Genomic DNA, 21903 nt, shown 5'->3' with positions numbered 1-21903 from the left:
AAAATGACCTTGAGCCGCGTAAACACGGCGTCACCCGACCCTCGCACGGCCCTGAGCGGCCATTTCCGGTGCGGGATCGCGGCCCGACGTCACCGCCGACCTATGCTGGGTCCGTGACCGTCTTCGACCCGGCTGCGGAGCAGTCAGCCGCGGGGCAATCAGCGGCAGGCACCACTACCCACGCCCGCACGGCGGCCTTCTTCGATCTGGACAAGACGATCATTGCGAAGTCCAGCACGCTGGCTTTCAGCAAACCGTTTTTCGCCCAGGGCCTGCTCAATCGCCGCGCCGTGCTCAAGTCCAGCTACGCCCAGTTCATCTACCTGCTCTCCGGTGCCGATCATGACCAGATGGATCGGATGCGGGCGCACATGACCAACATGTGCACCGGCTGGGACGTGGAACAGGTCAAGTCGATCGTCAACGAGACGCTGCACGACATCGTGACCCCGTTGGTGTTCGCCGAGGCCGCCGATCTGATCGCCGCCCACAAATTGTGCGGGCGCGACGTCGTGGTCGTGTCGGCCTCTGGCGAGGAGATCGTCGCGCCGATCGCCCGCGCCCTGGGCGCCACCCACGCGATGGCGACCCGCATGGTCGTCGAGGACGGCCGGTACACCGGCGAGATCGCGTTCTACTGCTACGGCGAGGGCAAGGTCCAAGCGATCCGCGAGCTGGCCGCTCGCGAGGGCTATCCGTTGGAACACTGCTACGCCTACTCCGACTCGATCACCGACCTGCCGATGCTCGAGTCGGTCGGCCACCCCAGCGTCGTCAATCCCGACCGCGGGTTGCGCAGGGAAGCCCTCGAGCGCGGTTGGCCGGTCATGTCGTTCTCCCGCCCGGTGTCCTTGCGCGACCGCATCCCGGCCCCGTCGGGCGCGGCGATCGCCACCACCGCCGCGGTGGGCATCAGCGCGCTGGCCGCCGGCGCGGTCACCTATTCGCTGCTGCGCCGCTACGCGTTCTGAGCCGGCGGCGGCAGCAAACGCGTTACACGCGCAATACAAAACGTATTCGGCGCCATTTCGCGAATTGGCTCTTGCTGTGCTAGGGGTCTAGTAGTACAAAGGAACCACGGAAGCCCGGTGAGGCCTAGGTCGATCCGGAAGAGAAGGTTCGATCTCCCGACCCGGGCGCCCAGCACGGTGCCCGGCACCCACGCGGAGTCATAGCCGCGAAAATGGCAGAAGTGTTGCGGGCCTGCGTAATTGCGAAGAGCGGAAGCGTCGACGGCCCTTTGGGTGGGGCTGCAGCCAGAAGCGTCGCGAGATCGCCGAGGCCAACCCACGCAGCCCAGAAATGCACGCTTGGTAACCGAGTCCCGTGCTAGCGGGCGGCGGACCGATCATTCGGAACGTCGCCCGCTCTACACGTTTCCGGGCCCGATTTCCCCGCGTTCGGGCTACTGCGCCAGCTACCGATTCGACATCGAGTCGGCGATCGCCAGAGCCTCTTTCGCCCCGGCTTGCATCGCCCGGCAGCACAGCACCAGCCACGCGCCCACGCCCTCGCGCGTGCCCTCGGCGAAACCCTGTGCCGCGTCGCGATACGCCGCGGGTTGGCGCATCCAGCTGACCTCGGGCACGCCCAACCCGTGCGGGTCCAGCCCGCTGGCGATGGTCACCAACCTCGACACCGCGCGCGCGACCACGCCGTCGGAACTGCCGAATGGCTTCAACGTCAACAACTCACCGTGCGCGACCGCGGCGATCACCGGGGCCGGCGCCTGGGTGCGGCCGTTCACCAGCTCCGCCAACAACTCGAGCCGCGGACCCACGCCGGAATCGCCGCGCGGGCGACCCAGATGCTCGGCGTCGACCTGGTCGGCCGCGGCCAGCATGTGCAGGCGGGCAAGCGCCTGCAGGGGTGCTCGCCGCCAGATGCCGACGACGGGGCCTTCGCCGCCCTCGAGCGCCTGCGCCACCCGAAGCGCGCCCGCGAACACCGGATCGCTGACCTTGCCGGCGTCGGCGAGGTCCTCGAGCCGGATGGGACCACCGTCGAGGACCGACGACGCGCGGGCCGCCCGCAGCGCGGCCTCGGCGGCGGTCACGGGCCAACCGCGCAAGTTGGCCCGGTGGCGATGGGCGCGCCCCAGCGCCTCGCGGGCGCGGTCGCTTGCCTCGGCGACGCCGGGCAGTTCCATCAGGGGCGCCAGAGGATCAGCCGTCACAGCTTGACAACCTATCTCCGCCGGATTCACCGCGCGTGCGGGATGGCATCCAACAGCTGCCGCGTGTACTCGTGGCCGGGGCGAGTGAACAGTTCCTCGGTGGGCGCCTGCTCCACCACGCGGCCCGCGCGCATGACCAAGACGTCGTCCGCGATCTGCCGGATCACCGCGAGGTCATGGCTGATGAACAGGTAGGCCAGGCCCAGTTCGGTCTGCAGGTCGGCCAGCAGATCAAGGATCTGCGCCTGGACCAGGACGTCGAGGGCTGAGACCGCCTCGTCGCAGACCAGCACCGCGGGACGCAACGCCAGCGCTCGAGCGATCGCCACGCGCTGGCGTTGACCGCCGGACAGTTCGCGGGGCAGGCGGTCCAACACCGACGACGGCAGCGCCACCTGGTCGACCAGCCGGCGCACCGCTTGTGCGCGCTGCCTGCGGTCGCCGACCCGATGAATCCGCAACGGCTCCTCGATGGCGCGAAACACCGAATACATGGGATCCAGGCTGCTGTAAGGGTTTTGAAACACCGGCTGCACCCGCCGGCGGAAAGCCAGCTGCGCGTCCCGGGGCATCGCGTCGTCGATCCGGGTGCCGTCGAACGCCACCGTGCCCGCCGTGGGAGCCAGGAGGCCGAGCACCATCCGCGCCAGGGTGGACTTACCCGACCCCGACTCCCCGGCGATCGCCAGTGTGCTTCCCCGGCGCAGCCGAAACGACACCGCGTCGACCGCGCGAAATTCGCTGCGCCGCCACGGAACACCGCGGGGCTCGCGGTAGATCTTGGTCAACCCGGAGGCGACGAGGATGTCGTCGGCCGCCTCGTCCGGACGCACCGCTGCGGGACGCGACCGCGCGCCACCCCGGACCGTCAGCGCCGGCGCGGCGGCGACCAGCCTCCGCGTGTATTCGTGTTGCGGGCTCCGCAAGATCGCCCGTGCCGCACCGGATTCCACGACGGTCCCCCGGTGGACGACGACGACGGACTCGGCGCGCTCGGCGGCCAGCGCCAGATCGTGCGTGATGAGCAGTAGCGCGGTGCCCAGTTCGGCGGTGAGCCGCTGCAAGTGATCGAGCACCTGCCGCTGCACCGTGACATCCAGCGCGGAGGTCGGCTCGTCGGCGATCAACAACCGCGGCCGGCCCGCCAACCCGATCGCGATCAGCGCACGCTGGCACATGCCGCCGGACAGCTGATGCGGGTAGCGCCCGGCTTGTTTCGCCGGGTCCGGCATCCCCGCCGCGGCGAGCAGCTCCACCGCGCGCTGCCGGGTGCGCGAGTCGGAGGTGTTGGCCCGCAACGCTTCCCGGATCTGAAAGCCGACCTTCCACACCGGGTTCAGGTTGGTCATCGGGTCCTGCGGAATGTAGCCGATCTGCCGGCCCCGGATCGCACGCATCGCTCGGCGGTCGGCGGCCGAGATGTCGACGCCGTCGAACACGATGCGCCCGCCGGTGATTCGCCCGCCGGGGGGAAGGAGTCCGAGGATCGCGGCGGCGGTGGTGGATTTCCCCGATCCCGATTCGCCCACGACGGCGACGGTCTGCCCCGGCAACACCGACAGGTCCAGGCCGCGCACCGCGGCCTGGCCGCCGAAACTGACGTCCAGGCCGTCCACCGACAACAGTGGCGAGGCGTCCGCGCTCATGCCCGCCACGCCCTCGACGCCGGATCCAGCGCATCGCGAAGCGCGTCGCCCATCATCATGAAGGCCAGCACGGTCATGGCCAGGGCGCCGGCGGGATAGAACAGGATGGGTGAGCCCGCCCGCAGCCGCGTCTGGGCGAGATTGATGTCGCCGCCCCACGACACCACCGACGTCGGCAATCCCACACCGAGGTACGACAACGTGGCCTCGGTGACGATGAAGAGGCCGAGGGCGATGGTGGCCACCGCGATGACCGGTCCCAAGGCGTTGGGCAGCGCGTGCCGCAGGAGGATCTGAAACCTGCTCATCCCCAACGCTTTAGCGGCGAGCACGTAGTCGCTGGCGCGCACCGCGAGCACCGCACCACGCGCGATCCTGGCCACCTGCGGCCACCCGAACAACGCGAGGATCGCGATGACCGTCCAGACGGTGCGATGGTGCAGGACCTGCATGAGGACGATGGCGGCCAGCAGCAACGGCAGCCCGAAGAACACGTCGGTGACGCGGGAGACCACCGCGTCGATCCAGCCGCCGTAGAAGCCGGCCAGCGCACCCAGCGCACCGCCCACGACGAACACGATCGCGGCGGCCCCCAGGCCCACCGTGACCGAGGCGCGCGCGCCGTACACCGTGCGGGCGTACACGTCGTGGCCCTGCAAGTCGGTTCCGAACCAGTGCGCGCGCGACGCGGGCAGCAGGCTCTGACCGGGGTCGGCGTAGGTCGGGTCGACGGTGGTGAACAGCGCCGGAAACATCGCGACGGCGACGATGAACGCGATCAGCAGGGCCGCACCGATGAACTTCGGGCGCCGGTGCAGCCGCCGCCAGGTGTCGCGCCAGAATCCGCCCCGTCCGGGGATCCGCTCAGCCATAACGGATCCGGGGATCCAGCGCGGCGTACAGCAGGTCGACCATCAGATTGGTGAGCAGGTAGATCAGCACCAGGACGGTCACGATCGAGACCACGGTGGGAGCCTCTTGCCGGGTGACGGCTTGATAGAGCACACCGCCGATCCCGTGAATGTTGAAGATGCCTTCGGTCACGATGGCCCCGCCCATCAGCGCACCCAGGTCCGCTCCCAGAAACGTCACCACCGGGATGAGCGAGTTGCGCAGGATGTGCACCGTCACGACGCGGGGTCGCGACAATCCCTTGGCGGTGGCGGTGCGCACGTAGTCGGCGTGCGCGTTGGCGGCCACCGCCGACCGGGTCAGCCGCACCACGTAGGCGAAAGACACCGAGCCCAGCACGATTCCGGGTAACAGGAGGCGGGTGAAGGTGGCTCTTTGCCCCACGGTCACCGGGGCGATGCCGAGCCGGACCCCGAACACGAACTGCGCCAGGAATCCCAGCACGAAGATGGGGATCGCGATGATGACCAGGCCGGTGATCAACACCGTGGAATCGAAGAGGCCACCCGCGCGCAGGCCCGCGATCAGCCCGAATCCGATGCCCAGCACCGCCTCGACCGCGAGCGCGATCAACGACAACCGCAGGGTGACCGGAAACGCATGTGCGAGAACGTCGCTGACAGATAGCCCGGAATAGGCGCGGCCCAGGTCGCCATGCAGAACGCCGCCGAGGTAGTGCAGATACTGCACGATGAACGGGTCGTCGAGTTGATAGCGGGCCCGCAGCTGCGCGGCGACCGCCGGCGTCAGCGGGCGATCGCCGGCGATCGCGGCCAACGGGTCGCCGGGCAGCAGGAAGACCATGCCGTAGATCAGCAACGTGGCGCCCAGGAACACGGGCACTATGACGGCGATCCGGCGCGCGATATACCAACCCATCTCAAGCCTTCACGATGTTCTCGTAGTCGGGCAGCCCGTTCCAGGTGACCGTGACGTTGCTGACCTCAGCCGACCATCCGAGGACACTGATGTAGTTCCACAGCGGAACAACGGGCATGTCGTGGAACAGGATTCGCTGGGCGTCGTTGGCCAGCCTGGTGGCCTGCGCAATGTCGGCCGCGGCTTCGGCGGTCGCCAGCGCGGCGTCGAACTCCCGGCTGGAGTAGCCGACGTCGTTGGATCCCGCGCCGGTGGCGAAAAGGGGCGCGAGGAATTCGATCATCGACGGGTAGTCCCCCTGCCATCCGGCGCGGAAGGCGGTGGCGATGCTGCGGTTGGTGATCTGGGTGCGAAAGCCCGCGAAGGTGGGCTGCGGCGCTCCGGCCGCGTCGATGCCCAGCACGTTCTTGATGCTGTTGGCCACCGCGTCCACCCAGTCCTGGTGTCCCGCATCGGCGTTGTAGGCGATCGCGTAGCGTCCGCTCCACGCCGAGATCGCATCGGCTTGCGCCCAGAGCTGCCGCGCTCGCCCGGGATTGAAGTCCAACGCGTCGTTACCGGCGATGTTCGGGTCGAAACCCGGGAGCGATCGGGCGGTGAAATCGCGTGCGGGACTGCGGGTGTCGACGAAGATCTGCCGCGAGATCTGCGCCCGGTTGATGGCGGCCGATAGCGCCAGACGGCGCAGCCGTCCTTCCTCACCGCCGAAGTGCGGTAGCCGCAACGGGGTGTCCAGGCTCAGGTTTATCGCGGCCGGACCGCTGGTGACCTTGTCGCCGAGGTCGCGCTTGTAGACCGGAAGGGCGCTGGGCGGGATGGTGTCCAGCACGTCGAGGTTGCCCGACAGCAGGTCGGCGTAGGCGGTGTCCAGGTTGGCGTAGAACTCGAACCTCAAGCCCTTGTTGTGTGGTCGGCGGTTGCCGCGATATCCGGGGTTGGGCCGCAAGTCGATTCGGACGTTGTGCTCCCACGCCGGCCCGTCGGGGCCCTCGGCGAGCTGGTACGGCCCGTTGCCGATCGGGTGCTGCCCGAACGCGCTCCTGTCCCGAAAGGCGGCCCGCGGCAGCGGATAGAAGGCGCTGTGTCCCAACCGCATCCTGAAGTCGATGGTCGGCGCCTTGAGCCGGACGGTGAACTCCAGGTCGTTGATCACCCGCAGCCCCGACATCGTGGTGGCGGTCGGCTTGCCGTCGCCGGTGAGGCCGGCGACCGCGTCGAATCCGTCGATCGGGCTGAAGAAGCTTTGCTGCAGTTGGCCATTGGTGCTCAGCGCCCCATAGTTCCAGGCGTCGACGAACGAATGGGCCGTCACCGGCGATCCGTCGGTGAACGTCCAGCCGGGTTTGAGGACGACGCGGTAGTTGACGTTGTCGGTGGTGTCGATCGACTGGGCGACCTCGGGCGACGGATGGCCGGTGGCATCGTAGGACATCAGCCCGGCGAAGAGCCGGTCGAGGATTCGCCCGCCTTGGCTGTCATTGGTGCCGGTGGGGATCAGCGGGTTGGGCGGTTCGCCGCCGTTGACCACCACCAGATCCGGGCTCAGCACACCGCCGCCGCATCCGGCAAGCGAAGCGACCACGAGCATCGCGGCGACGACCGGGGCCAGCAAGGCCGGCGGGGTCCGCATCGCACGCATGACACCCGACCCTAGGGCCTGAAGTCGTGCGGGCGGTGAAGTGCCGTGGCCGCGTCTGCGACCTAGAATCCTCGGGTGGTCGTCGCGTACCTGGCCCTCGACGAATCCCCCGCCGTGCTGGTCGGCCGGCTGATGTTCTTGCTCGGGCTTCCCGCGACGGGCTTGACGCTTCTCATCATCGGACTTGGGCGGCGCTCCCGCGCCCGTCGGCAGACCCCGCAGCTCCCGCCGCCCTATCACCCCGGCTATCCCTATCCGCCGCCCCCGCCCGGATATCCGGGCCCGTACCCGACCCCGCCGCCGTATCCGGGCTACCCGCCACGGCCGGCGGCGGGGAAGTCGGGCACCGCGCCGATCGCCGTCGGCGCCGTCCTGCTGGCGCTGAGCGGCCTGGCCATTCTGGGGAAAATCGCCCGGTTCGCGTCGCACGACGACCGGCGGGGATCGCACACCATCGGCCAGGCATCAACGTCGGGCTCGGCCGCGGTGCCCAAGATCGGCCAGTGCTTCTCGGAGTTCGAGGTGCGCATGGGTTCGTTGAAGTCACCGTCTGACTGCGCCAACCCCGTGGCGACGTTCGAGCTCGCCGCCGGCGAGGGACCGACGGCGACCTGCCCGGACGGCAAGCGCGATGGCTCCGTCTATTCACGCCTCACCAACAACGCCCACACGTTGTGTTTCATCGCCAACCTCATCGAAGGGCACTGTTACCTGCAGACGGATCCCACCACGACGGCCACCTGGACGCCGGCCGACTGTGACAACCCGCGCTTAGCCACGTTCAAGGTTTTCAAGCGCATCGACGGCAGCGTGGACGAAACCCAGTGCCCTGCAGGGACTAAGGCGAATTCCTACCCCAGCCCCGCGCGGGTCTACTGCCTGGCCAGGGCCGGCTGAGTCGCTCAGACCGCGGTGACGGGATGCACCTGCAACTCGCAGGCCTCGATGGTGGCCGACACCGTCACGACGTTGGTGGTGCCGGGCGGATTGACGAGCAGGTCCGTGTAGGTGGGGCACGGCTTTCCCTCGCCGTCGACGGCGATGCCCTCGACGATCGCCTGGCCCTGGGTCGAGATGGACAGGATGACGGCGGGCGCGACGTTGACGCCGGCCGGCAGGCCGCCCAGATATCCGCGCGGGGTGGGCCGGGCGTGCACCAATGGGCCGCCGGCGCCGGAGTCGACCCCGGCGTATCCGGCGATGGTGCAGGGCTCCGCGCCGCCGGCGAGGGTGAAGATCAGGGTCACCGCGCGGTGCCCCACCGCACCCTCCGTCGGGGAGGCGGATACGGCGATCTGGTCCGACCAGCACGGTGTCGGCGCGTCGACGGTGTCGGCCGGCATGGCCGACGCGGGCCACCCCAGCACTGTGGCGGCGGCGTAAGTCGTTGCGGCCGCGGCAAAGCTGGGGGCTAGTCGGCGGATGCTCCGCCCATGACCCGGCACACGGTGATTATCCGCCCCGAGGGCACCCTTTGACCCCGGATTCGGCCGCGCAATTCCCGCTCGCACAGCTACGCCGCAGACGGCCGGGCCGCACACCGCTAGCCCTGATTGCCCGGCTCCTCACTCGCGCCATGCGGCGCTCGCCGTCGCCCGGCTAGGCCCGATTGCCCGGCTCCTCACTCGCGCCATGCGGCGCTCGCCGTCGCCGGGCTAGGCTCGCCACCGAACGGCGCAGCCTCGACACAGGAGAGAAGCCAGTGACCGCCACCAACTCTGCGGGCCCCTCGTCGTATCCCCCGTCGGCGCGATTCGCCGAACAAGCCAATGCGGGCGAGGAGCTGTACCGCGACGCCGAGCGGGACCGGCTGGCCTTTTGGGCCGAGCAGGCCAACCGGTTGTCCTGGGCGACGCCGTTCACCGAGGTGCTGGACTGGTCTGACGCGCCGTTCGCCAAATGGTTCGGCGACGGCAAGCTCAACGTCGCATACAACTGCGTGGACCGCCACGTGGAGGCGGGCCACGGGGATCGGGTCGCAATCCATTGGGAGGGCGAGCCCGTCGGTGACCACCGCAGCCTGACCTACTCGCAGCTGCAAACCGAGGTCTGCAAGGCCGCCAACGCGCTGACCGATCTCGGCCTGGTGGCCGGTGACCGCGTCGCCATCTACCTGCCGCTGATCCCGGAGGCCGTGATCGCGATGCTGGCCTGCGCGCGCCTCGGCATCATGCACAGCGTGGTGTTCGCCGGCTTCACCGCCAAAGCGCTGCAGGCCCGCATCGCCGACGCCGATGCCAAGCTGCTGATCACCAGCGACGGGCAGTTCCGCCGCGGCAAGCCCGCGCCCCTCAAGGACGCCGCCGACGAGGCGGTCTCGGACCCGGACAGCCCCATCGAGCACGTTGTTGTGGTGCGGCGCACCGGAATTGACGTGTCCTGGAACGACGACCGCGATCTGTGGTGGCACGACGTCGTCGACGCAGCCTCCCCCGAACACACCCCGCAACCGTTCGACGCCGAACAACCGTTGTTCCTGCTGTACACCTCGGGAACCACCGGCAAGCCCAAGGGCATCGTGCACACCAGCGGCGGCTACCTGACCCACGCCGCCTACACGCACCACTACGTCTTCGACATCAAGGCCGACAGCGACGTGTTCTGGTGCACCGCCGACATCGGCTGGGTCACCGGACACACCTACGGCGTCTACGGCCCGCTGGCCAACGGCGTCACCGAGGTTCTCTACGAAGGCACACCCGACAGCCCGTCGCAGCACCGGCATTTCGAGATCATCGAAAAATACGGCGTGACAATCTATTACACCGCGCCCACGCTGATCCGCACGTTCATGAAGTGGGGCCGCGAGATTCCCGACGCCCACGACCTGACCAGCCTGCGGCTGCTGGGATCGGTCGGCGAGCCGATCAACCCCGAAGCATGGCGCTGGTACCGCAAGGTGATCGGCGCCGACAGCCTTCCGATCGTCGACACCTGGTGGCAGACCGAGACCGGCGCCACGATGATCTCCCCGTTGCCCGGAATCGCTGCGGCCAAACCGGGTTCGGCGATGCGGCCGCTGCCGGGTGTCTCGGCGAAGATCGTCGACGACCACGGCGAGGAGCTGCCCCCACCGGGCGAGGACAAGGGCGAGCACGTCACCGGCTACCTGGTGCTGGACCAGCCGTGGCCGTCGATGCTGCGCGGCATTTGGGGCGATCCGCAACGTTATGTCGAGACCTACTGGTCCCGATTCGCCGAGCAAGGCTGGTATTTCGCCGGTGACAGCGCCTATTACGACACCGAGGGCGACATCTGGGTGGTCGGCCGCATCGACGACGTGATGAACGTGTCGGGGCATCGGCTCTCCACGGCCGAGGTGGAGTCGGCGCTGGTCGGCCACGCCGCGGTGGCCGAGGCGGCGGTGGTCGGCGCGACCGACGAGACGACAGGCCAGGCCATCTGCGCGTTCGTCGTCTTGTGCGCGGATTTCGAGGTGCATGACGGGATCGTCGACGACCTGCGCGTCGAGGTGGCCCGGGAGATCTCCCCCATCGCCCGCCCGCGCGAGGTGCACGTGGTGCCCGAGCTACCCAAGACCCGCAGCGGCAAGATCATGCGCAGGCTGTTGCGGGACATCGCCGAAAACCGCGAATTGGGCGACACGTCAACGCTGCTCGATCCCGGCGTGTTCGACGCGATCAGGGCGGCGAAGTAGCCGGTGACGATCAGGCCGGCAGCGGGCTGAACCCCGCACCGGGGCGGTGCTTGGCGTTGATGTCGCCCAGGATCGCGTTGAAGGACTGGACCACCGCCGGGGTGTGCAACGGGATGTACTTGACGATGCACGTCGGCAAGTTGTCGCTGAACGCGCCGTGGATCATCCCGACCAGTTCGTTGTTGACGGTCACCGGCGCGCCGGAATCGCCGGGCTGGCCGCAGACCTGCATCACGATGGTGCCCGGCGTCTGGCCCGCCCCCCAGGTGACGCCGCACGAATTGCCGGTGGTGCGGCCCTGTTTGCAGGCGATCTCACCGAAGGCCGGGTCCGGACCGATGCCGCTGATCAAAAAGCCGTTGAAGTTCGCCACCGGGGTCACCTTGGCCGGATCGAACTTGATCACCGCGTAGTCGAGGTTGTCGTTGCCGGCGACCATGGTGCCCAAGACGCCCGCGTTTTCCGCGCCCTCGGCGGCGACCTGAGCGCCCGGACCCCCGCAGTGCGCGGAGGTGAAACCGATGAGCTCACCCGCGGCGTCCCCGCCGATGGTGGTCAGCGTGCACATGGTGTCGCCGTTGACAACGATGCCCGCGCCGCCCCCCAGCGGGATCCTGACATCAGCGGCGGCGGCGTGGGCATGTGAACCGAGCACGGCCACCAGCAGGGAAACCATCGCCACCAAGAAGCACCGGTGCGCCCTCCGCACAGCCTCACTCCCATCGGTCGGCCGGACATCGCGACCGGCGTGGACGAGTGTAATCGGCCGGGCAGCCAGGTTCGCTCCTGCCGCGCGTCTGTGCGGACCGCGTTCTGGCCGAACCCAACTGGCCACCGGGCGGTCACGGGGTTCGGCCGGCCTCGTCTGCCTTCTCCTGTCCAGGCGCCACATGGCAACATAAACCGCGACGACAGCGAGCCTGGCGACGACGAAAGAGGACGGTCTGTGAGCAAAGCCGATGGCAAGAACGGCGTGCCCAGCACGCTGACCACGATCCCGTTGACCGACCCGCACGCCAAGCCCGCCGAGTCGTCGATCGGCGACCTGATCAAGGACGCGACGACCCAGGTCTCCACGCTGGTGCGCGCCGAAGTCGAACTGGCCCGCGCCGAAATTACCCGCGACGTCAAAAAGGGCCTCACCGGTAGCGTCTTCTTCATCGCCGCGCTGGTGGTGCTGTTTTACTCCACCTTCTTTTTCTTCTTCTTCGTCGCCGAACTGCTCGACACCTGGCTGTGGCGCTGGGTGGCGTATCTGATCGTCTTCGGGATCATGGTGGTGGTCGGCGCCGTGCTGGCCCTGCTGGGCTTCCTCAAGGTCCGCCGGATTCGGGGGCCGCGCGAGACGATCGAATCGGTCAAGGAGACCCGCACCGCGCTCACCCCGGGCCATGACAAGCAACTCACCGGGAGCCACGGCAGGCACGCGAAGCGCGACGCCGCCGGCGATCCCTCGGGTGGGTAGATGCCGCCGCCCGATCCGTCGGTAACCCGCATCGACGGGCCGTGGCGCCACCTGGATGTGCACGCCAACGGCATCCGCTTTCACGTCGTCGAGGCTGTCAGCGCCCGCGACGCCGGTGGACTGCCGCCGACGGCGCGGCCGTTGGTGATGCTCTTGCACGGATTCGGCTCGTTCTGGTGGTCCTGGCGTCATCAGCTGCGCGGCCTGACCGGCGCCCGCGTGGTGGCCGTCGACCTGCGCGGCTACGGCGGCAGCGACAAGCCGCCCCGTGGCTACGACGGGTGGACGCTGGCCGGGGACACGGCCGGGCTCATCCGGGCGCTGGGGCACTCCTCGGCGACGTTGGTGGGCCACGCCGACGGCGGATTGGCCTGCTGGGCCACCGCGCTGCTGCATTCGCGGCTGGTGTCGGCCATCGCGCTGATCAGCTCGCCGCACCCGGCGGCATTGCGGCGCTCCACGTTGACGCGCCGCGACCAGGGTTATGCGCTGTTGCAGACCCTGCTCCCCTACCAGGTGCCGTTGTGGCCCGAGCGCCTGCTGACCCGCGACGACGCGGCCGAGATCGAACGCCTGGTCCGAAGCCGCAGCTGCGCGAAATGGCTTGCATCCGAGGACTTTTCCGAGACCATCGGCCACCTGCGGACGGTGATACAGATCCCGGGCGCCGCGCACTGCGCGCTGGAATACCAGCGCTGGGCGGCGCGCAGCCAGCTGCGCGACGAAGGCAGGCGGTTCATGAAATCGATGTGCCAGCGGCTCAGTGTGCCGCTGTTGCACCTACGCGGTGAGGCGGATCCCTATGTGCTGGCCGACCCGGTCGATCGGACGCGACGTTACGCGCCGCAGGGGCGCTATGTATCCATCGCGGGCGCAGGGCATTTCAGCCACGAAGAGGCCCCCGAGGAAGTCAACAGGCACCTGATGAGGTTCCTCGAACAGGTGCACGGCTCCCGGGCCGGCATCAACTGACGCAGGACCCGGTGCCCACCGTCTGCGTGTCACCGATTTTGGCGAGCTGACCGGCCACCTCATCGGCGGTCAGCACAAAGCCGGTGTCGGGGTCGTCGACGGCCGCGCCGAACACCACCCCGAGCACGTGGCCGTCGAGGTCGATCAACGGTCCGCCCGAATTGCCTTGCTCCACACCGGCTCTGATCGTGTAGACGTCGCGGGTGACCGGCGCCGGGTCCCGGTAGATGTCGGGCCCGCTCAACTTGATCAGCTCCCGGATCCTGGCCGGGGTCGCGGTGAAGTTGCCCCCGCCCGGATAACCCAGCACGACGACGCTGGCACCCGTCTTCGCCTCGGTCTGCGCGAACGGCAACGGTGGCGGCGGCAGGTTGGGAACCGCCAGGATCGCGACGTCGACCGACGGATCGTAGGACACCACGGTGGCGTCGAGGGGATTGCCGCTGGCGTAGATCTGAACGCTGTTGGAGCCGGCCACCACGTGCGCATTGGTCATCACCCGGTCGGGCGCGATCACGAATCCGCTGCCCTCCAACACCTTCTGGCAGCTGGGGGCCAGGCTGCGCACCTTGACCACGCTCGGAGCGGTGGCCTGCACCACCGGGTTGCGGGCCAGCTCGGGGTCGGGCGAGGCGACCGGGATGACCGGAGTGCGGCTGAACGGCTCCAACACCGCGGGCAACCCGGAGGTGTTCAGCAGCGCGGACAGCCGCTTGGGCACCGTCTTGAGCCACGGCGGCGCTACCTCGTTGACCTGAGCCAACACTCGCGAACCCCGGACCGCTGCGGCCAGCTCGGGCTGGTCCTTCGACTGGGTCAGCGGCGTCGCCAACAGCCACGCGGCCGTCAGCACCACGACGAGCTGCACCCCAACGCCGATCACCGAGTCGAGGGTTCGGATCGAGCGGCTGCGGATCGCGCCCCGGACGGCGCGTCCCAACACCACGCCGGCGACCTCGCCGATGACGACCAGCGCGAGGATCAAGAACAGTGCCGCAAACAATTTCGCGCGCGGCGCGGCGATGTGGCTGACGAGGTGGGGCGCCAGCAACACCCCCGCGATGGCACCGAGCAACACCCCCACGAACGACAGCAGCGACCCCAACGCCCCGGACCGCCAGCCCGAGACCGCCGCGATGAAGGCGACCGCCAGCACGGCGATATCCAACCACTGCGACGGGGTCATCGAATTCATGTTCATCGGCGGGGCTCACCCCGGTCACCGACCAGCGCCATCGCCGCGTCCAACTCCCGCTCGTCGGCGGTGTCCCATGGCTGCGCCCAGCCGGCGACGTCGAGCAGTGCGGAGATCACCTGGCCAGTGAATCCCCAGACCAGCATCTCGTTCAGCAGAAACGCCGGGCCGGCCCATCGGCGGCCGAGGTCGCCGCGGTACACCATCAACCGGTTTTCCGGATTGATGAAGGCGCGCACCGGAACTCGCGCGACGATCGCCGTCTCGGCCTCGTTGACGACGGCCACCGAACCGGGGTCCGGCGAGTACGCCAACACCGGCACGACGTGAAACTGCGAGGGCGCGATGAACATCCGCTCCATGGTGGCCAGGGGATGAAGCCTGCTGACGTCAATTCCGGTTTCCTCATGGGCCTCGCGCAGGGCGGTGGCCACGGGGCCGTCGTCGGTGGGATCGGCGGCGCCGCCGGGGAATGCCGCCTGGCCGGCGTGGTGGCGCAAGGTCGACGCCCGCACGGTGAGCAACAGGTCGGCGTCGTCGGGCGGGCCGCCACCGGGCGGGCCGGATTGCGGGCCGGAGAACAACACCAGGACCGCGGCGTCGCGGGCGGCTCCGCGCAGGGTGGTGACCGCCGACGCGGCCTTGGTGGTGATCATCGCCAGCACGTCGGCCGGCAGGCGGCGCCGGGCCGCGTCGGGGACGTCGTCGACGTGGTCGACCAGCGGACGCAGCCAGGACGGGCAGGCGTCAGGTGTCAGCGGAACGGTCCCGCGCGCGGGGGCGGGGTCCCCATTCCGCAGGGGCGAACCCCCAGCACTCACGGCCCCTCCAGTCGGTTCAATTTTTCCGCTTATCCCCTGTCGGTTCCGATCGCCGCGGCGATCTCGTCGGCAGTGGTGAAAGCGCGCGGCAGCGTCTGCGCAACGCTACCGTCCGGCCGCAGGACCACCGTCGCGGGCATCACATTTACCACCCGCAGCGCGGCCGCGACCCGGCGCCGGCCGTCCTGCAGGGTCGGCAGCCGAACGCCGAGCTCGGCCAGCCGCAGCAACGCGGCGGTCTCGTTCTCGTCTTGATGCACCGTCACCACCGTCACGTCCGAACCGACCCGTCGTTGATACTCGGCCATCGCGGGCAGTTCGGCGGCGCACGGCGCGCACCAATATGCCCACAAGTTGAGGACCACCCGGCGCCCGGCGACCGCGCGCGCGACGTCGACAACCGAACCGTCGGCGGCGCATTCGGCGGTCACGCCGCGCAGCGCCTCGGGACCGGGACCGCTTGCGGCGGCAGGACAGGGCGCCAGGCCGGCGCGTTGCCGCGGACCCGCCAGCGCGGCGGGGGTGTCGGCGTCGCGGTGTTCCCGGTTCGCCGCCGCACGATCGGTCGCCGGCGTCCCCGGCGTGGCGGAGTTGTCGCGCAGCTGGGCCACCAGCGCCGCGATCAGCGCCACCACCACCGCCAGAATCGCGATGGTCCAGCGGGTCGTCCGGCTCAACGTCTCCTGCCCCGGGTGCTTAGAGCCCGGCCAGCGCCAGCAGGTGCTCGGTTTCCGGGCCCTTCACCAGCGGCGCGGCCAGCGGCGCCTCGGTGGGACCCAGCCCGAAGGAGGGGCAATCCTTGGCGATCAGGCAGACGCCGCATGCGGGTTTGCGCGCGTGGCACACCCGGCGGCCGTGGAAGATCACCCGGTGGCTCAGCATCGTCCACTCGCTGCGCTCGATGAGCTCGCCGACCGAGTGCTCGATTTTGACCGGGTCCTTGTCCGTGGTCCAGCGCCACCGGTGCACGAGCCGCGCGAAGTGGGTGTCGACGGTGATGCCGGGGATCCCGAAGGCGTTGCCCAGGATGACGTTGGCGGTCTTGCGGCCCACGCCGGGCAGGGTGACCAGTTCGGCCATCGTCGGCGGCACCTCGCCGTCGAACCGTTCGACCAGGGCCTGCCCCAGCCCGATCAGCGAGGACGCCTTATTGCGGAAGAACCCGGTCGGGCGGATCAGGTTTTCCAGTTCGGCGCGGTCGGCTTGGGCGTAATCCAGCGCCGACGGATACCGCTTGAACAGCGCCGGCGTCGTCAGATTGACCCGCTTGTCGGTGCTCTGCGCGGACAGGATGGTGGCGACGGTCAGTTCCAGCGGCGTGGTGAAGTCAAGCTCGCAGTGCGCATCGGGAAACGCTTGTGCCAGCGCACGATTCATCCGCCGCGCCCGCCGCACCAGGGCCACTCGGGATTCCTGCGACCAGCGCCCCGCGTCGACGCCATCGGGCTGGGCCGGCGTCGACTTCGAACGCCCGGACGACTTTGCCACTGTCACCTACGACAGAGTACTGATTTCGTGATCTCGCCGAGACCTCGTGTTGATGCAAGGCCATGTTTACTCTTCGTGTGTCATGGTTGCTGGTGGCCGGGGTTCCGGTGCTGCTGATGCTCGCGGCGCTGGGTCTGGGGCGGCTCGAATCCGAGCTCACCCGTGCCCCCCTGGCGGTGGCCGATGTCGACGAGTTTCTCGAGCGCGCGGGCGGTGTCGACATGCGGACGCTGGCCTCCGAGGGCATGCCCGAGGCGCTCGAATACCTGCATCGACGCGAGGCAAGGCAGCTGCCCGGCCCCGCGTTGACGGCGCGCAACGACGGGCCGCGCCACGCCGCGCCGTCATTCGCCGTCGGCTTCGTCGACCGCGACGAGATGACTCTGCCGACGCGAATCCACGGCCATTCGCACGTCAATCCGCAATTTAGGGCACCTCGACACGCCAATCGTGTGTAGCGTTGGCACGTTAGACACAATGGCGTTCCTCTAGACTCGTCACGCGAGCAAGGGATCAGCCTGCCCGTATACATTAATTTTCTGGGAAAGTTGAAGAGGCAACGTGGACGAGATCCTGGCAAGGGCAGGAATCTTCCAAGGGGTTGAGCCCGGCGCGGTCACGGCGCTGACCAAGCAGCTGCAACCCGTCGACTTCCCCCGCGGACACACAGTCTTCGCTGAGGGGGAACCGGGGGATCGGCTCTACATCATCGTCGCGGGGAAGGTGAAGATCGGTCGCCGCTCGCCCGATGGACGCGAGAACCTGCTGACGATCATGGGCCCGTCGGACATGTTCGGCGAATTGTCGATCTTCGACCCGGGTCCGCGGACTTCCAGCGCCACCACCATCACCGAGGTGCGTGCGGTGTCGATGGACCGCGACGCGCTGCGGGCGTGGATCGCCGATCGCCCCGAGATCGCCGAGCAGTTGTTGCGGGTGCTGGCCCGACGGCTGCGCCGCACCAACAACAACCTGGCCGACCTCATCTTCACCGACGTGCCCGGCCGGGTGGCCAAGCAGCTGCTGCAGCTCGCCCAGCGTTTCGGCACCCAGGAAGGTGGCGCCATGCGGGTCACCCACGACCTGACGCAGGAGGAGATCGCCCAGCTGGTGGGGGCTTCCCGCGAGACGGTGAACAAGGCGCTGGCCGACTTCGCCCACCGCGGCTGGATCCGCCTCGAGGGCAAGAGCGTGCTGATCTCCGACTCCGAGAGGCTCGCGCGCCGAGCGAGGTAAGCGCGCGCGAAGCGCGGGCGCAACCGAGCGAGAATCCCACCCCGAGCGAGGTAAGCGCGCGCGAAGCGCGCGCGCAATCCTGGTCTGCGAGCGCTTCGTGGCTGCAATTTGCGGCGCTCAATTTCGCAATGGCGTTACGCTCGCGAACGCTCGCCGGGGCGACTCCGCGCTAGCCGCGCAGGTGGTTCAGCTGCACCTGCACCGACCATTCGGCGGCATCCCACAGCTTCTCGTCGACGTCGACGTAGACGTGCTCGACGATCTGGCGGGCCCCCGCGTCCTCGCCGAGCTCGCGCAGCGCGGATCGCACCTGCTCCAGCCGCTCATGCCGGTGCGCAATGTATCCGCGCGCGACGGCCTCCAGGTCGGACAGCTCCGGCCCGTGCCCGGGCAGCACGGCGCGGCGGCCCAGCCCCCGCAACCGGTGCAGCGATTCCAAATAGTCGGTGAGACTGCCGTCTTCGGAGTCCATCACCGTGGTGCCGCGGCCCAGGATCGTATCGGCGGTCAGCACGGCATCGTCGAGGACGAAGGACAGCGAATCGGCGGTGTGGCCGGGGGTGGCCATGACCTTGATCCTGAGTCCGGCCGCATCGATGACCTCGCCGTCGACCAGCTCGCCGCCCAGCCCACGCAGAAAGCCACTGCCCGCCGACCGGACCGTCGCGCCGGTGCGCTCGACGAGCTTGTCGATGCCGTCGGTGTGGTCGCCGTGCCGGTGGCTGATCAGCACCAAACCGATGCGCCCCAGCGCGGCGACCCGCGCGATGTGCTCGTCGTCGTCGGGGCCGGGATCCACGATGACCAGCTCGTCGCTCCGCGGCCCGCGCAGCACCCAGGTGTTGGTGCCCTCCAGCGTCATCAGGCCCGGGTTGTCGGCCAACAGGACCGAGACCGTGTCGGTGACCGCCCGCAACCTGCCGTATGCGGGGTGAGTCGGCGGCTCGGCAACCTCGGTCACGACCGTCAGCCGACCTCGACGATCAGCTCCACTTCCACCGGCGCGTCCAGTGGCAGCTCGGAGACGCCGACCGCCGAGCGCGCGTGCGCGCCCCGGTCGCCGAAGACCTCGCCGAGCAGGTCGGAGGCGCCGTTGATGACGCTGGGCTGGCCGTTGAACCCGGGAGCCGATGCGACGAAGCCGACCACCTTCACCACTCGGGTCACCGAGTCGATGCCCACCAGGGAATCGACCGCCGCCAACGCGTTGAGCGCGCAGATCCGCGCCAGCGCCTTGCCCTCGTCCGGGGTGACCTCCGCGCCGAGCTTGCCGGTGCCCGCCAGCTTCCCGGCCCGCATCGGCAGCTGGCCGGCGGTGTAGACCAGGTCGCCCGTGCGCACCGCCGGCACATAAGAGGCCAGGGGCGCGACCACCTCCGGCAGCGCGAGATCGAGCTCGGCCAGTCGGGCCTTCCAGGAAGGCTGGGCGCTCATCTCTACTTGGGGCGCTTGAGGTAGGCGACGTGCTGTTCGCCGGTCGGGCCGTTCAGCACGGACACCAGCTCCCAGCCGTCGGCGCCCCACTGGTCGAGGATCTGTTTGGTGGCGTGCGTCAGCAACGGGACGGTGACGTACTCCCAGGCGGTCGGTTGGCTCATGCGGCGAGCTTATCGGTCGGAGGTGAACCGCTCCGGCCAGCCCGGCCGGGCTAGCATGCGAAGGTGGCAACCACTTCGAGCGGCGGCAGCGCCGTCGGCTGGCCGGCGCGCCTGACCAAGGCCCGCTTGCATTTTGTGACCGGCAAAGGCGGTACCGGCAAGTCGACGATCGCGGCGGCGCTGGCGCTCACGCTGGCGGCCGGCGGCCGCAAAGTCCTCCTCGTGGAAGTCGAGGGCCGCCAAGGGATTGCGCAACTCTTCGACGTCCCACCCCTGCCCTATCAGGAGGTGAAGATCGCGACCGCCGAACGCGGCGGCCAGGTCAACGCCCTGGCGATCGACATCGAGGCCGCATTCCTGGAATACCTCGACATGTTCTACAACTTGGGCATCGCCGGCCGCGCGATGCGCCGCATCGGTGCGATCGAGTTCGCGACGACCATCGCGCCCGGCCTGCGCGACGTGCTGCTCACCGGGAAGATCAAAGAGACGGTGATCCGCGTCGACAAGAACCGGCTCCCGGTGTATGACGCGATCGTCGTCGACGCGCCCCCGACGGGACGGATCGCGCGGTTTCTCGATGTCACCAAGGCCGTCTCCGATCTGGCCAAGGGCGGCCCCGTGCACTCGCAGGCCGACGGCGTCGTGAAGCTGCTGCACTCCGAGCAGACCGCCATTCACCTGGTCACCCTGCTGGAGGCGCTGCCCGTCCAGGAAACGCTCGAGGCCATCGAGGAGCTCGCCGACATGCAGCTGCCGATCGGCAGCGTGATCGTCAACCGCAACATCCCCTCCTACCTGCAACCGGCCGATCTGGCGAAGGCCGCCGAGGGGGACGTCGACGCCGACTCGGTGCGGGCCGGGCTGGAAAAGTCCGGAATCACGTTGAACGACAACGACTTCGCCGGCCTGTTGACCGAGACCATCGAGCACGCGACCGTGATCGCCACCCGCTCCGAGATCGCGCAACAGCTCGACGCGCTGAAAGTCCCGCGGCTACAACTTCCGGCGATCTCCGACGGGGTCGATTTGGGCAGCCTTTACGAACTGTCGGAATCGCTTGCACAGCAAGGAGTTCGATGAGCACCACGCCGAAACCGCTTGATATGGCCGCTATCCTGGCCGACACGTCGAACCGGGTGGTGGTGTGCTGCGGCGCGGGCGGCGTGGGCAAGACGACCACCGCGGCCGCGATCGCCCTGCGCGCCGCCGAATACGGCCGCAACGTCTGCGTCTTGACGATCGATCCGGCCAAGCGGCTGGCCCAGGCGCTGGGGGTCAACGACCTCGGCAACACGCCGCAGCGCGTCCCGCTGGCGGCGGAGGTTGAAGGCGAGCTGCACGCGATGATGCTCGACATGCGTCGCACCTTCGACGAAATGGTGGTCCAATACTCCGGACCCGGTCGCGCACAAGCGATTCTGGACAACCAGTTCTATCAGACCGTCGCCAGTTCGCTTGCGGGCACGCAGGAATACATGGCGATGGAGAAGCTGGGCCAGCTGCTGGCCGAGGATCGCTGGGACCTGGTGGTCGTCGACACCCCGCCGTCGCGCAACGCGCTGGACTTCCTGGACGCGCCGAAGCGGCTGGGCAGCTTCATGGACAGCCGGTTGTGGCGGCTGCTGCTGGCGCCGGGCCGCGGCATCGGCCGGTTGGTCACCGGCGCAATGGGTTTGGCCATGAAGGCAATGTCGACCATCCTGGGCTCACAGATGCTCGGCGACGCCGCCGCGTTCGTGCAATCGCTGGACGCCACCTTCGGCGGCTTCCGGGAAAAGGCGGACCGCACGTACGCGCTGCTGAAAAGGCGTGGCACGCAATTCGTCGTGGTGTCGGCGGCCGAGCCCGACGCGTTGCGCGAGGCGTCCTTCTTCGTCGACCGGCTGTCGCAGGAAGGCATGCCGCTCGCCGGGCTGGTCTTGAACCGCACGCATCCGACGTTGTGCTCGCTACCGGCCGAGCGGGCGATCGACGCCACCGAGATGCTGGAGCACGACACCGATTCCGAAGCCGCGTCGCTGGCCGCGGCCGTGCTGCGGATTCATGCCGACCGCGCGCAGACCGCCAAGCGGGAAGTCAGATTGCTCTCCCGATTCACCGGAGCCAATCCGCACGTGCCGGTCATCGGCGTTCCTTCGCTGCCGTTTGACGTGTCGGATCTGGAAGCGCTGCGGGCCCTCGCCGACCAGATCACGTCGGTCGCCTAGGGCCCCAC

Annotated in this window: 23 protein-coding genes; 9 read left to right on the top strand and 14 right to left on the bottom strand. The window is 68.9% G+C overall.

All coding sequences use genetic code 11. From position 1 onward, the window contains the following. The first annotated feature begins 113 nt into the window (after positions 1–113). On the top strand, positions 114–971 hold the full coding sequence (locus P6281_RS02095; protein WP_008263396.1) for an HAD-IB family hydrolase: 858 nt from the start codon (positions 114–116) through the stop codon (positions 969–971). A gap of 446 nt (positions 972–1417) precedes the next feature. On the opposite strand, the gene P6281_RS02090 is transcribed toward P6281_RS02095, so the two are convergent. From P6281_RS02090 to P6281_RS02070, 5 genes are read right to left on the bottom strand one after another with little or no spacing between them, the layout of a single operon-like run. Beyond that, positions 1418–2176: a hypothetical protein gene (locus P6281_RS02090; RefSeq protein ID WP_008263395.1), complete on the bottom strand. Its 759-nt coding sequence runs from the start codon at positions 2174–2176 to the stop codon at positions 1418–1420. Positions 2177–2202: 26 nt separating this feature from the next. After that, positions 2203–3822, bottom strand: coding sequence for a dipeptide ABC transporter ATP-binding protein (locus tag P6281_RS02085; protein ID WP_014383708.1), 1620 nt, complete (start codon positions 3820–3822; stop codon positions 2203–2205). Then, on the bottom strand, positions 3819–4694 hold the full coding sequence (locus P6281_RS02080) for an ABC transporter permease (protein WP_008263391.1): 876 nt from the start codon (positions 4692–4694) through the stop codon (positions 3819–3821). The genes P6281_RS02085 and P6281_RS02080 overlap by 4 nt, the downstream gene beginning before the upstream one ends. Beyond that, positions 4687–5613, bottom strand: a complete 927-nt coding sequence (locus P6281_RS02075; RefSeq protein ID WP_324738597.1) for an ABC transporter permease — start codon at positions 5611–5613, stop codon at positions 4687–4689. Before P6281_RS02075 ends, P6281_RS02080 begins: the two co-directional genes overlap by 8 nt. A gap of 1 nt (position 5614) precedes the next feature. Further along, positions 5615–7243: a peptide ABC transporter substrate-binding protein gene (locus tag P6281_RS02070; protein WP_179960112.1), complete on the bottom strand. Its 1629-nt coding sequence runs from the start codon at positions 7241–7243 to the stop codon at positions 5615–5617. 84 nt (positions 7244–7327) lie between these two features. On the opposite strand from P6281_RS02070, the gene P6281_RS02065 reads away from it, so the two are divergent. Then, complete coding sequence (locus tag P6281_RS02065; RefSeq protein ID WP_324738596.1) at positions 7328–8149, top strand: LppU/SCO3897 family protein; 822 nt, start codon at positions 7328–7330, stop codon at positions 8147–8149. Positions 8150–8154: 5 nt separating this feature from the next. On the opposite strand, the gene P6281_RS02060 is transcribed toward P6281_RS02065, so the two are convergent. Further along, entirely contained in the window at positions 8155–8697 is a 543-nt protein-coding gene (locus P6281_RS02060; RefSeq protein ID WP_170320642.1) for a DUF4232 domain-containing protein, read from the bottom strand. A 257-nt stretch (positions 8698–8954) separates the two neighbouring features. On the opposite strand from P6281_RS02060, the gene acs reads away from it, so the two are divergent. Then, a complete protein-coding gene (acs, locus tag P6281_RS02055) occupies positions 8955–10910 on the top strand; it encodes an acetate--CoA ligase (RefSeq protein ID WP_008263376.1) in 1956 nt (651 codons plus the stop codon). Between the two features lie 10 nt (positions 10911–10920). On the opposite strand, the gene P6281_RS02050 is transcribed toward acs, so the two are convergent. Continuing rightward, entirely contained in the window at positions 10921–11619 is a 699-nt protein-coding gene (locus P6281_RS02050) for a peptidase (protein WP_020188338.1), read from the bottom strand. 237 nt (positions 11620–11856) lie between these two features. Here P6281_RS02050 and P6281_RS02045 point away from each other — a divergent pair, with 237 nt between their 5' ends. Together P6281_RS02045 and P6281_RS02040 are read left to right on the top strand one after the other, a co-directional pair. Next, positions 11857–12375 (top strand): phage holin family protein, encoded by a 519-nt coding sequence (locus P6281_RS02045; protein ID WP_014381700.1) that lies wholly within the window; start codon positions 11857–11859, stop codon positions 12373–12375. Next, positions 12376–13347 carry an alpha/beta fold hydrolase gene (locus P6281_RS02040; protein WP_008263370.1) on the top strand — a complete coding sequence of 324 codons (972 nt, stop codon included), beginning with the start codon at positions 12376–12378 and terminating at the stop codon, positions 13345–13347. Here the strand turns inward: P6281_RS02040 and marP are convergent. Genes marP through nth form a run of 4 tightly spaced genes read right to left on the bottom strand, consistent with a single transcriptional unit; the run spans position 13340 to position 16740 of the window. Beyond that, entirely contained in the window at positions 13340–14533 is a 1194-nt protein-coding gene (marP, locus tag P6281_RS02035) for an acid resistance serine protease MarP (RefSeq protein ID WP_008263368.1), read from the bottom strand. The two genes, P6281_RS02040 and marP, sit on opposite strands and share 8 nt — an antisense overlap. An 11-nt stretch (positions 14534–14544) precedes the next feature. Beyond that, positions 14545–15363 (bottom strand): NUDIX hydrolase, encoded by an 819-nt coding sequence (locus P6281_RS02030; RefSeq protein WP_008263366.1) that lies wholly within the window; start codon positions 15361–15363, stop codon positions 14545–14547. Positions 15364–15392: 29 nt separating this feature from the next. Continuing rightward, complete coding sequence (locus P6281_RS02025) at positions 15393–16040, bottom strand: TlpA family protein disulfide reductase (RefSeq protein ID WP_008263360.1); 648 nt, start codon at positions 16038–16040, stop codon at positions 15393–15395. 19 nt (positions 16041–16059) lie between these two features. Next, positions 16060–16740 carry an endonuclease III gene (nth, locus tag P6281_RS02020; protein WP_009954795.1) on the bottom strand — a complete coding sequence of 227 codons (681 nt, stop codon included), beginning with the start codon at positions 16738–16740 and terminating at the stop codon, positions 16060–16062. A 188-nt stretch (positions 16741–16928) separates the two neighbouring features. On the opposite strand from nth, the gene P6281_RS02015 reads away from it, so the two are divergent. Both P6281_RS02015 and crp read left to right on the top strand, forming a co-directional pair. Next, a complete protein-coding gene (locus tag P6281_RS02015; RefSeq protein WP_008263355.1) occupies positions 16929–17309 on the top strand; it encodes a hypothetical protein in 381 nt (126 codons plus the stop codon). A 103-nt stretch (positions 17310–17412) separates the two neighbouring features. Continuing rightward, positions 17413–18087, top strand: a complete 675-nt coding sequence (crp, locus tag P6281_RS02010) for a cAMP-activated global transcriptional regulator CRP (RefSeq protein WP_007772229.1) — start codon at positions 17413–17415, stop codon at positions 18085–18087. A gap of 169 nt (positions 18088–18256) precedes the next feature. Here the strand turns inward: crp and P6281_RS02005 are convergent, their stop codons facing one another. The 3 genes from P6281_RS02005 to P6281_RS01995 are packed head-to-tail and all read right to left on the bottom strand — an operon-like array spanning position 18257 to position 19685. Continuing rightward, the gene (locus P6281_RS02005; protein ID WP_008263349.1) at positions 18257–19048 is read right to left on the bottom strand and encodes an MBL fold metallo-hydrolase; all 792 of its coding nucleotides are present in this window, start codon (positions 19046–19048) and stop codon (positions 18257–18259) included. A 5-nt stretch (positions 19049–19053) separates the two neighbouring features. Then, positions 19054–19521 (bottom strand): RidA family protein, encoded by a 468-nt coding sequence (locus tag P6281_RS02000; protein WP_008263347.1) that lies wholly within the window; start codon positions 19519–19521, stop codon positions 19054–19056. Positions 19522–19523: 2 nt separating this feature from the next. Continuing rightward, entirely contained in the window at positions 19524–19685 is a 162-nt protein-coding gene (locus P6281_RS01995; protein WP_008263345.1) for a DUF4177 domain-containing protein, read from the bottom strand. A gap of 63 nt (positions 19686–19748) precedes the next feature. Between P6281_RS01995 and P6281_RS01990 the strand changes: the two genes are divergently transcribed. Together P6281_RS01990 and P6281_RS01985 are read left to right on the top strand one after the other, a co-directional pair. Continuing rightward, a complete protein-coding gene (locus P6281_RS01990) occupies positions 19749–20768 on the top strand; it encodes an ArsA-related P-loop ATPase (RefSeq protein WP_008263344.1) in 1020 nt (339 codons plus the stop codon). After that, complete coding sequence (locus P6281_RS01985) at positions 20765–21895, top strand: ArsA family ATPase (protein ID WP_008263342.1); 1131 nt, start codon at positions 20765–20767, stop codon at positions 21893–21895. The genes P6281_RS01990 and P6281_RS01985 overlap by 4 nt, the downstream gene beginning before the upstream one ends. Positions 21896–21903 lie beyond the last annotated feature (8 nt).

The sequence above is a fragment of the Mycobacterium sp. 5-140-3-2 genome (genome assembly GCF_035666375.1).
Classification (GTDB): Bacteria; Actinomycetota; Actinomycetes; order Mycobacteriales; family Mycobacteriaceae; genus Mycobacterium; species Mycobacterium intracellulare.
Note: the sequence above shows the minus strand (reverse complement) of the source record. Positions and strands in the feature narration are given on the sequence as shown.

Coding starts and splice junctions, on each gene's coding strand:
- P6281_RS02085 (WP_014383708.1), bottom strand. CDS start 3,822: ATGAGCGCGGACGCCTCGCCACTGTTGTCGGTGGACGGCCTGGACGTC.
- P6281_RS02080 (WP_008263391.1), bottom strand. CDS start 4,694: ATGGCTGAGCGGATCCCCGGACGGGGCGGATTCTGGCGCGACACCTGG.
- P6281_RS02075 (WP_324738597.1), bottom strand. CDS start 5,613: ATGGGTTGGTATATCGCGCGCCGGATCGCCGTCATAGTGCCCGTGTTC.
- P6281_RS02070 (WP_179960112.1), bottom strand. CDS start 7,243: ATGCGGACCCCGCCGGCCTTGCTGGCCCCGGTCGTCGCCGCGATGCTC.
- P6281_RS02040 (WP_008263370.1), top strand. CDS start 12,376: ATGCCGCCGCCCGATCCGTCGGTAACCCGCATCGACGGGCCGTGGCGC.
- marP (WP_008263368.1), bottom strand. CDS start 14,533: ATGACCCCGTCGCAGTGGTTGGATATCGCCGTGCTGGCGGTCGCCTTC.
- nth (WP_009954795.1), bottom strand. CDS start 16,740: ATGAATCGTGCGCTGGCACAAGCGTTTCCCGATGCGCACTGCGAGCTT.
- P6281_RS02000 (WP_008263347.1), bottom strand. CDS start 19,521: ATGAGCGCCCAGCCTTCCTGGAAGGCCCGACTGGCCGAGCTCGATCTC.
- P6281_RS01995 (WP_008263345.1), bottom strand. CDS start 19,685: ATGAGCCAACCGACCGCCTGGGAGTACGTCACCGTCCCGTTGCTGACG.
- P6281_RS01985 (WP_008263342.1), top strand. CDS start 20,765: ATGAGCACCACGCCGAAACCGCTTGATATGGCCGCTATCCTGGCCGAC.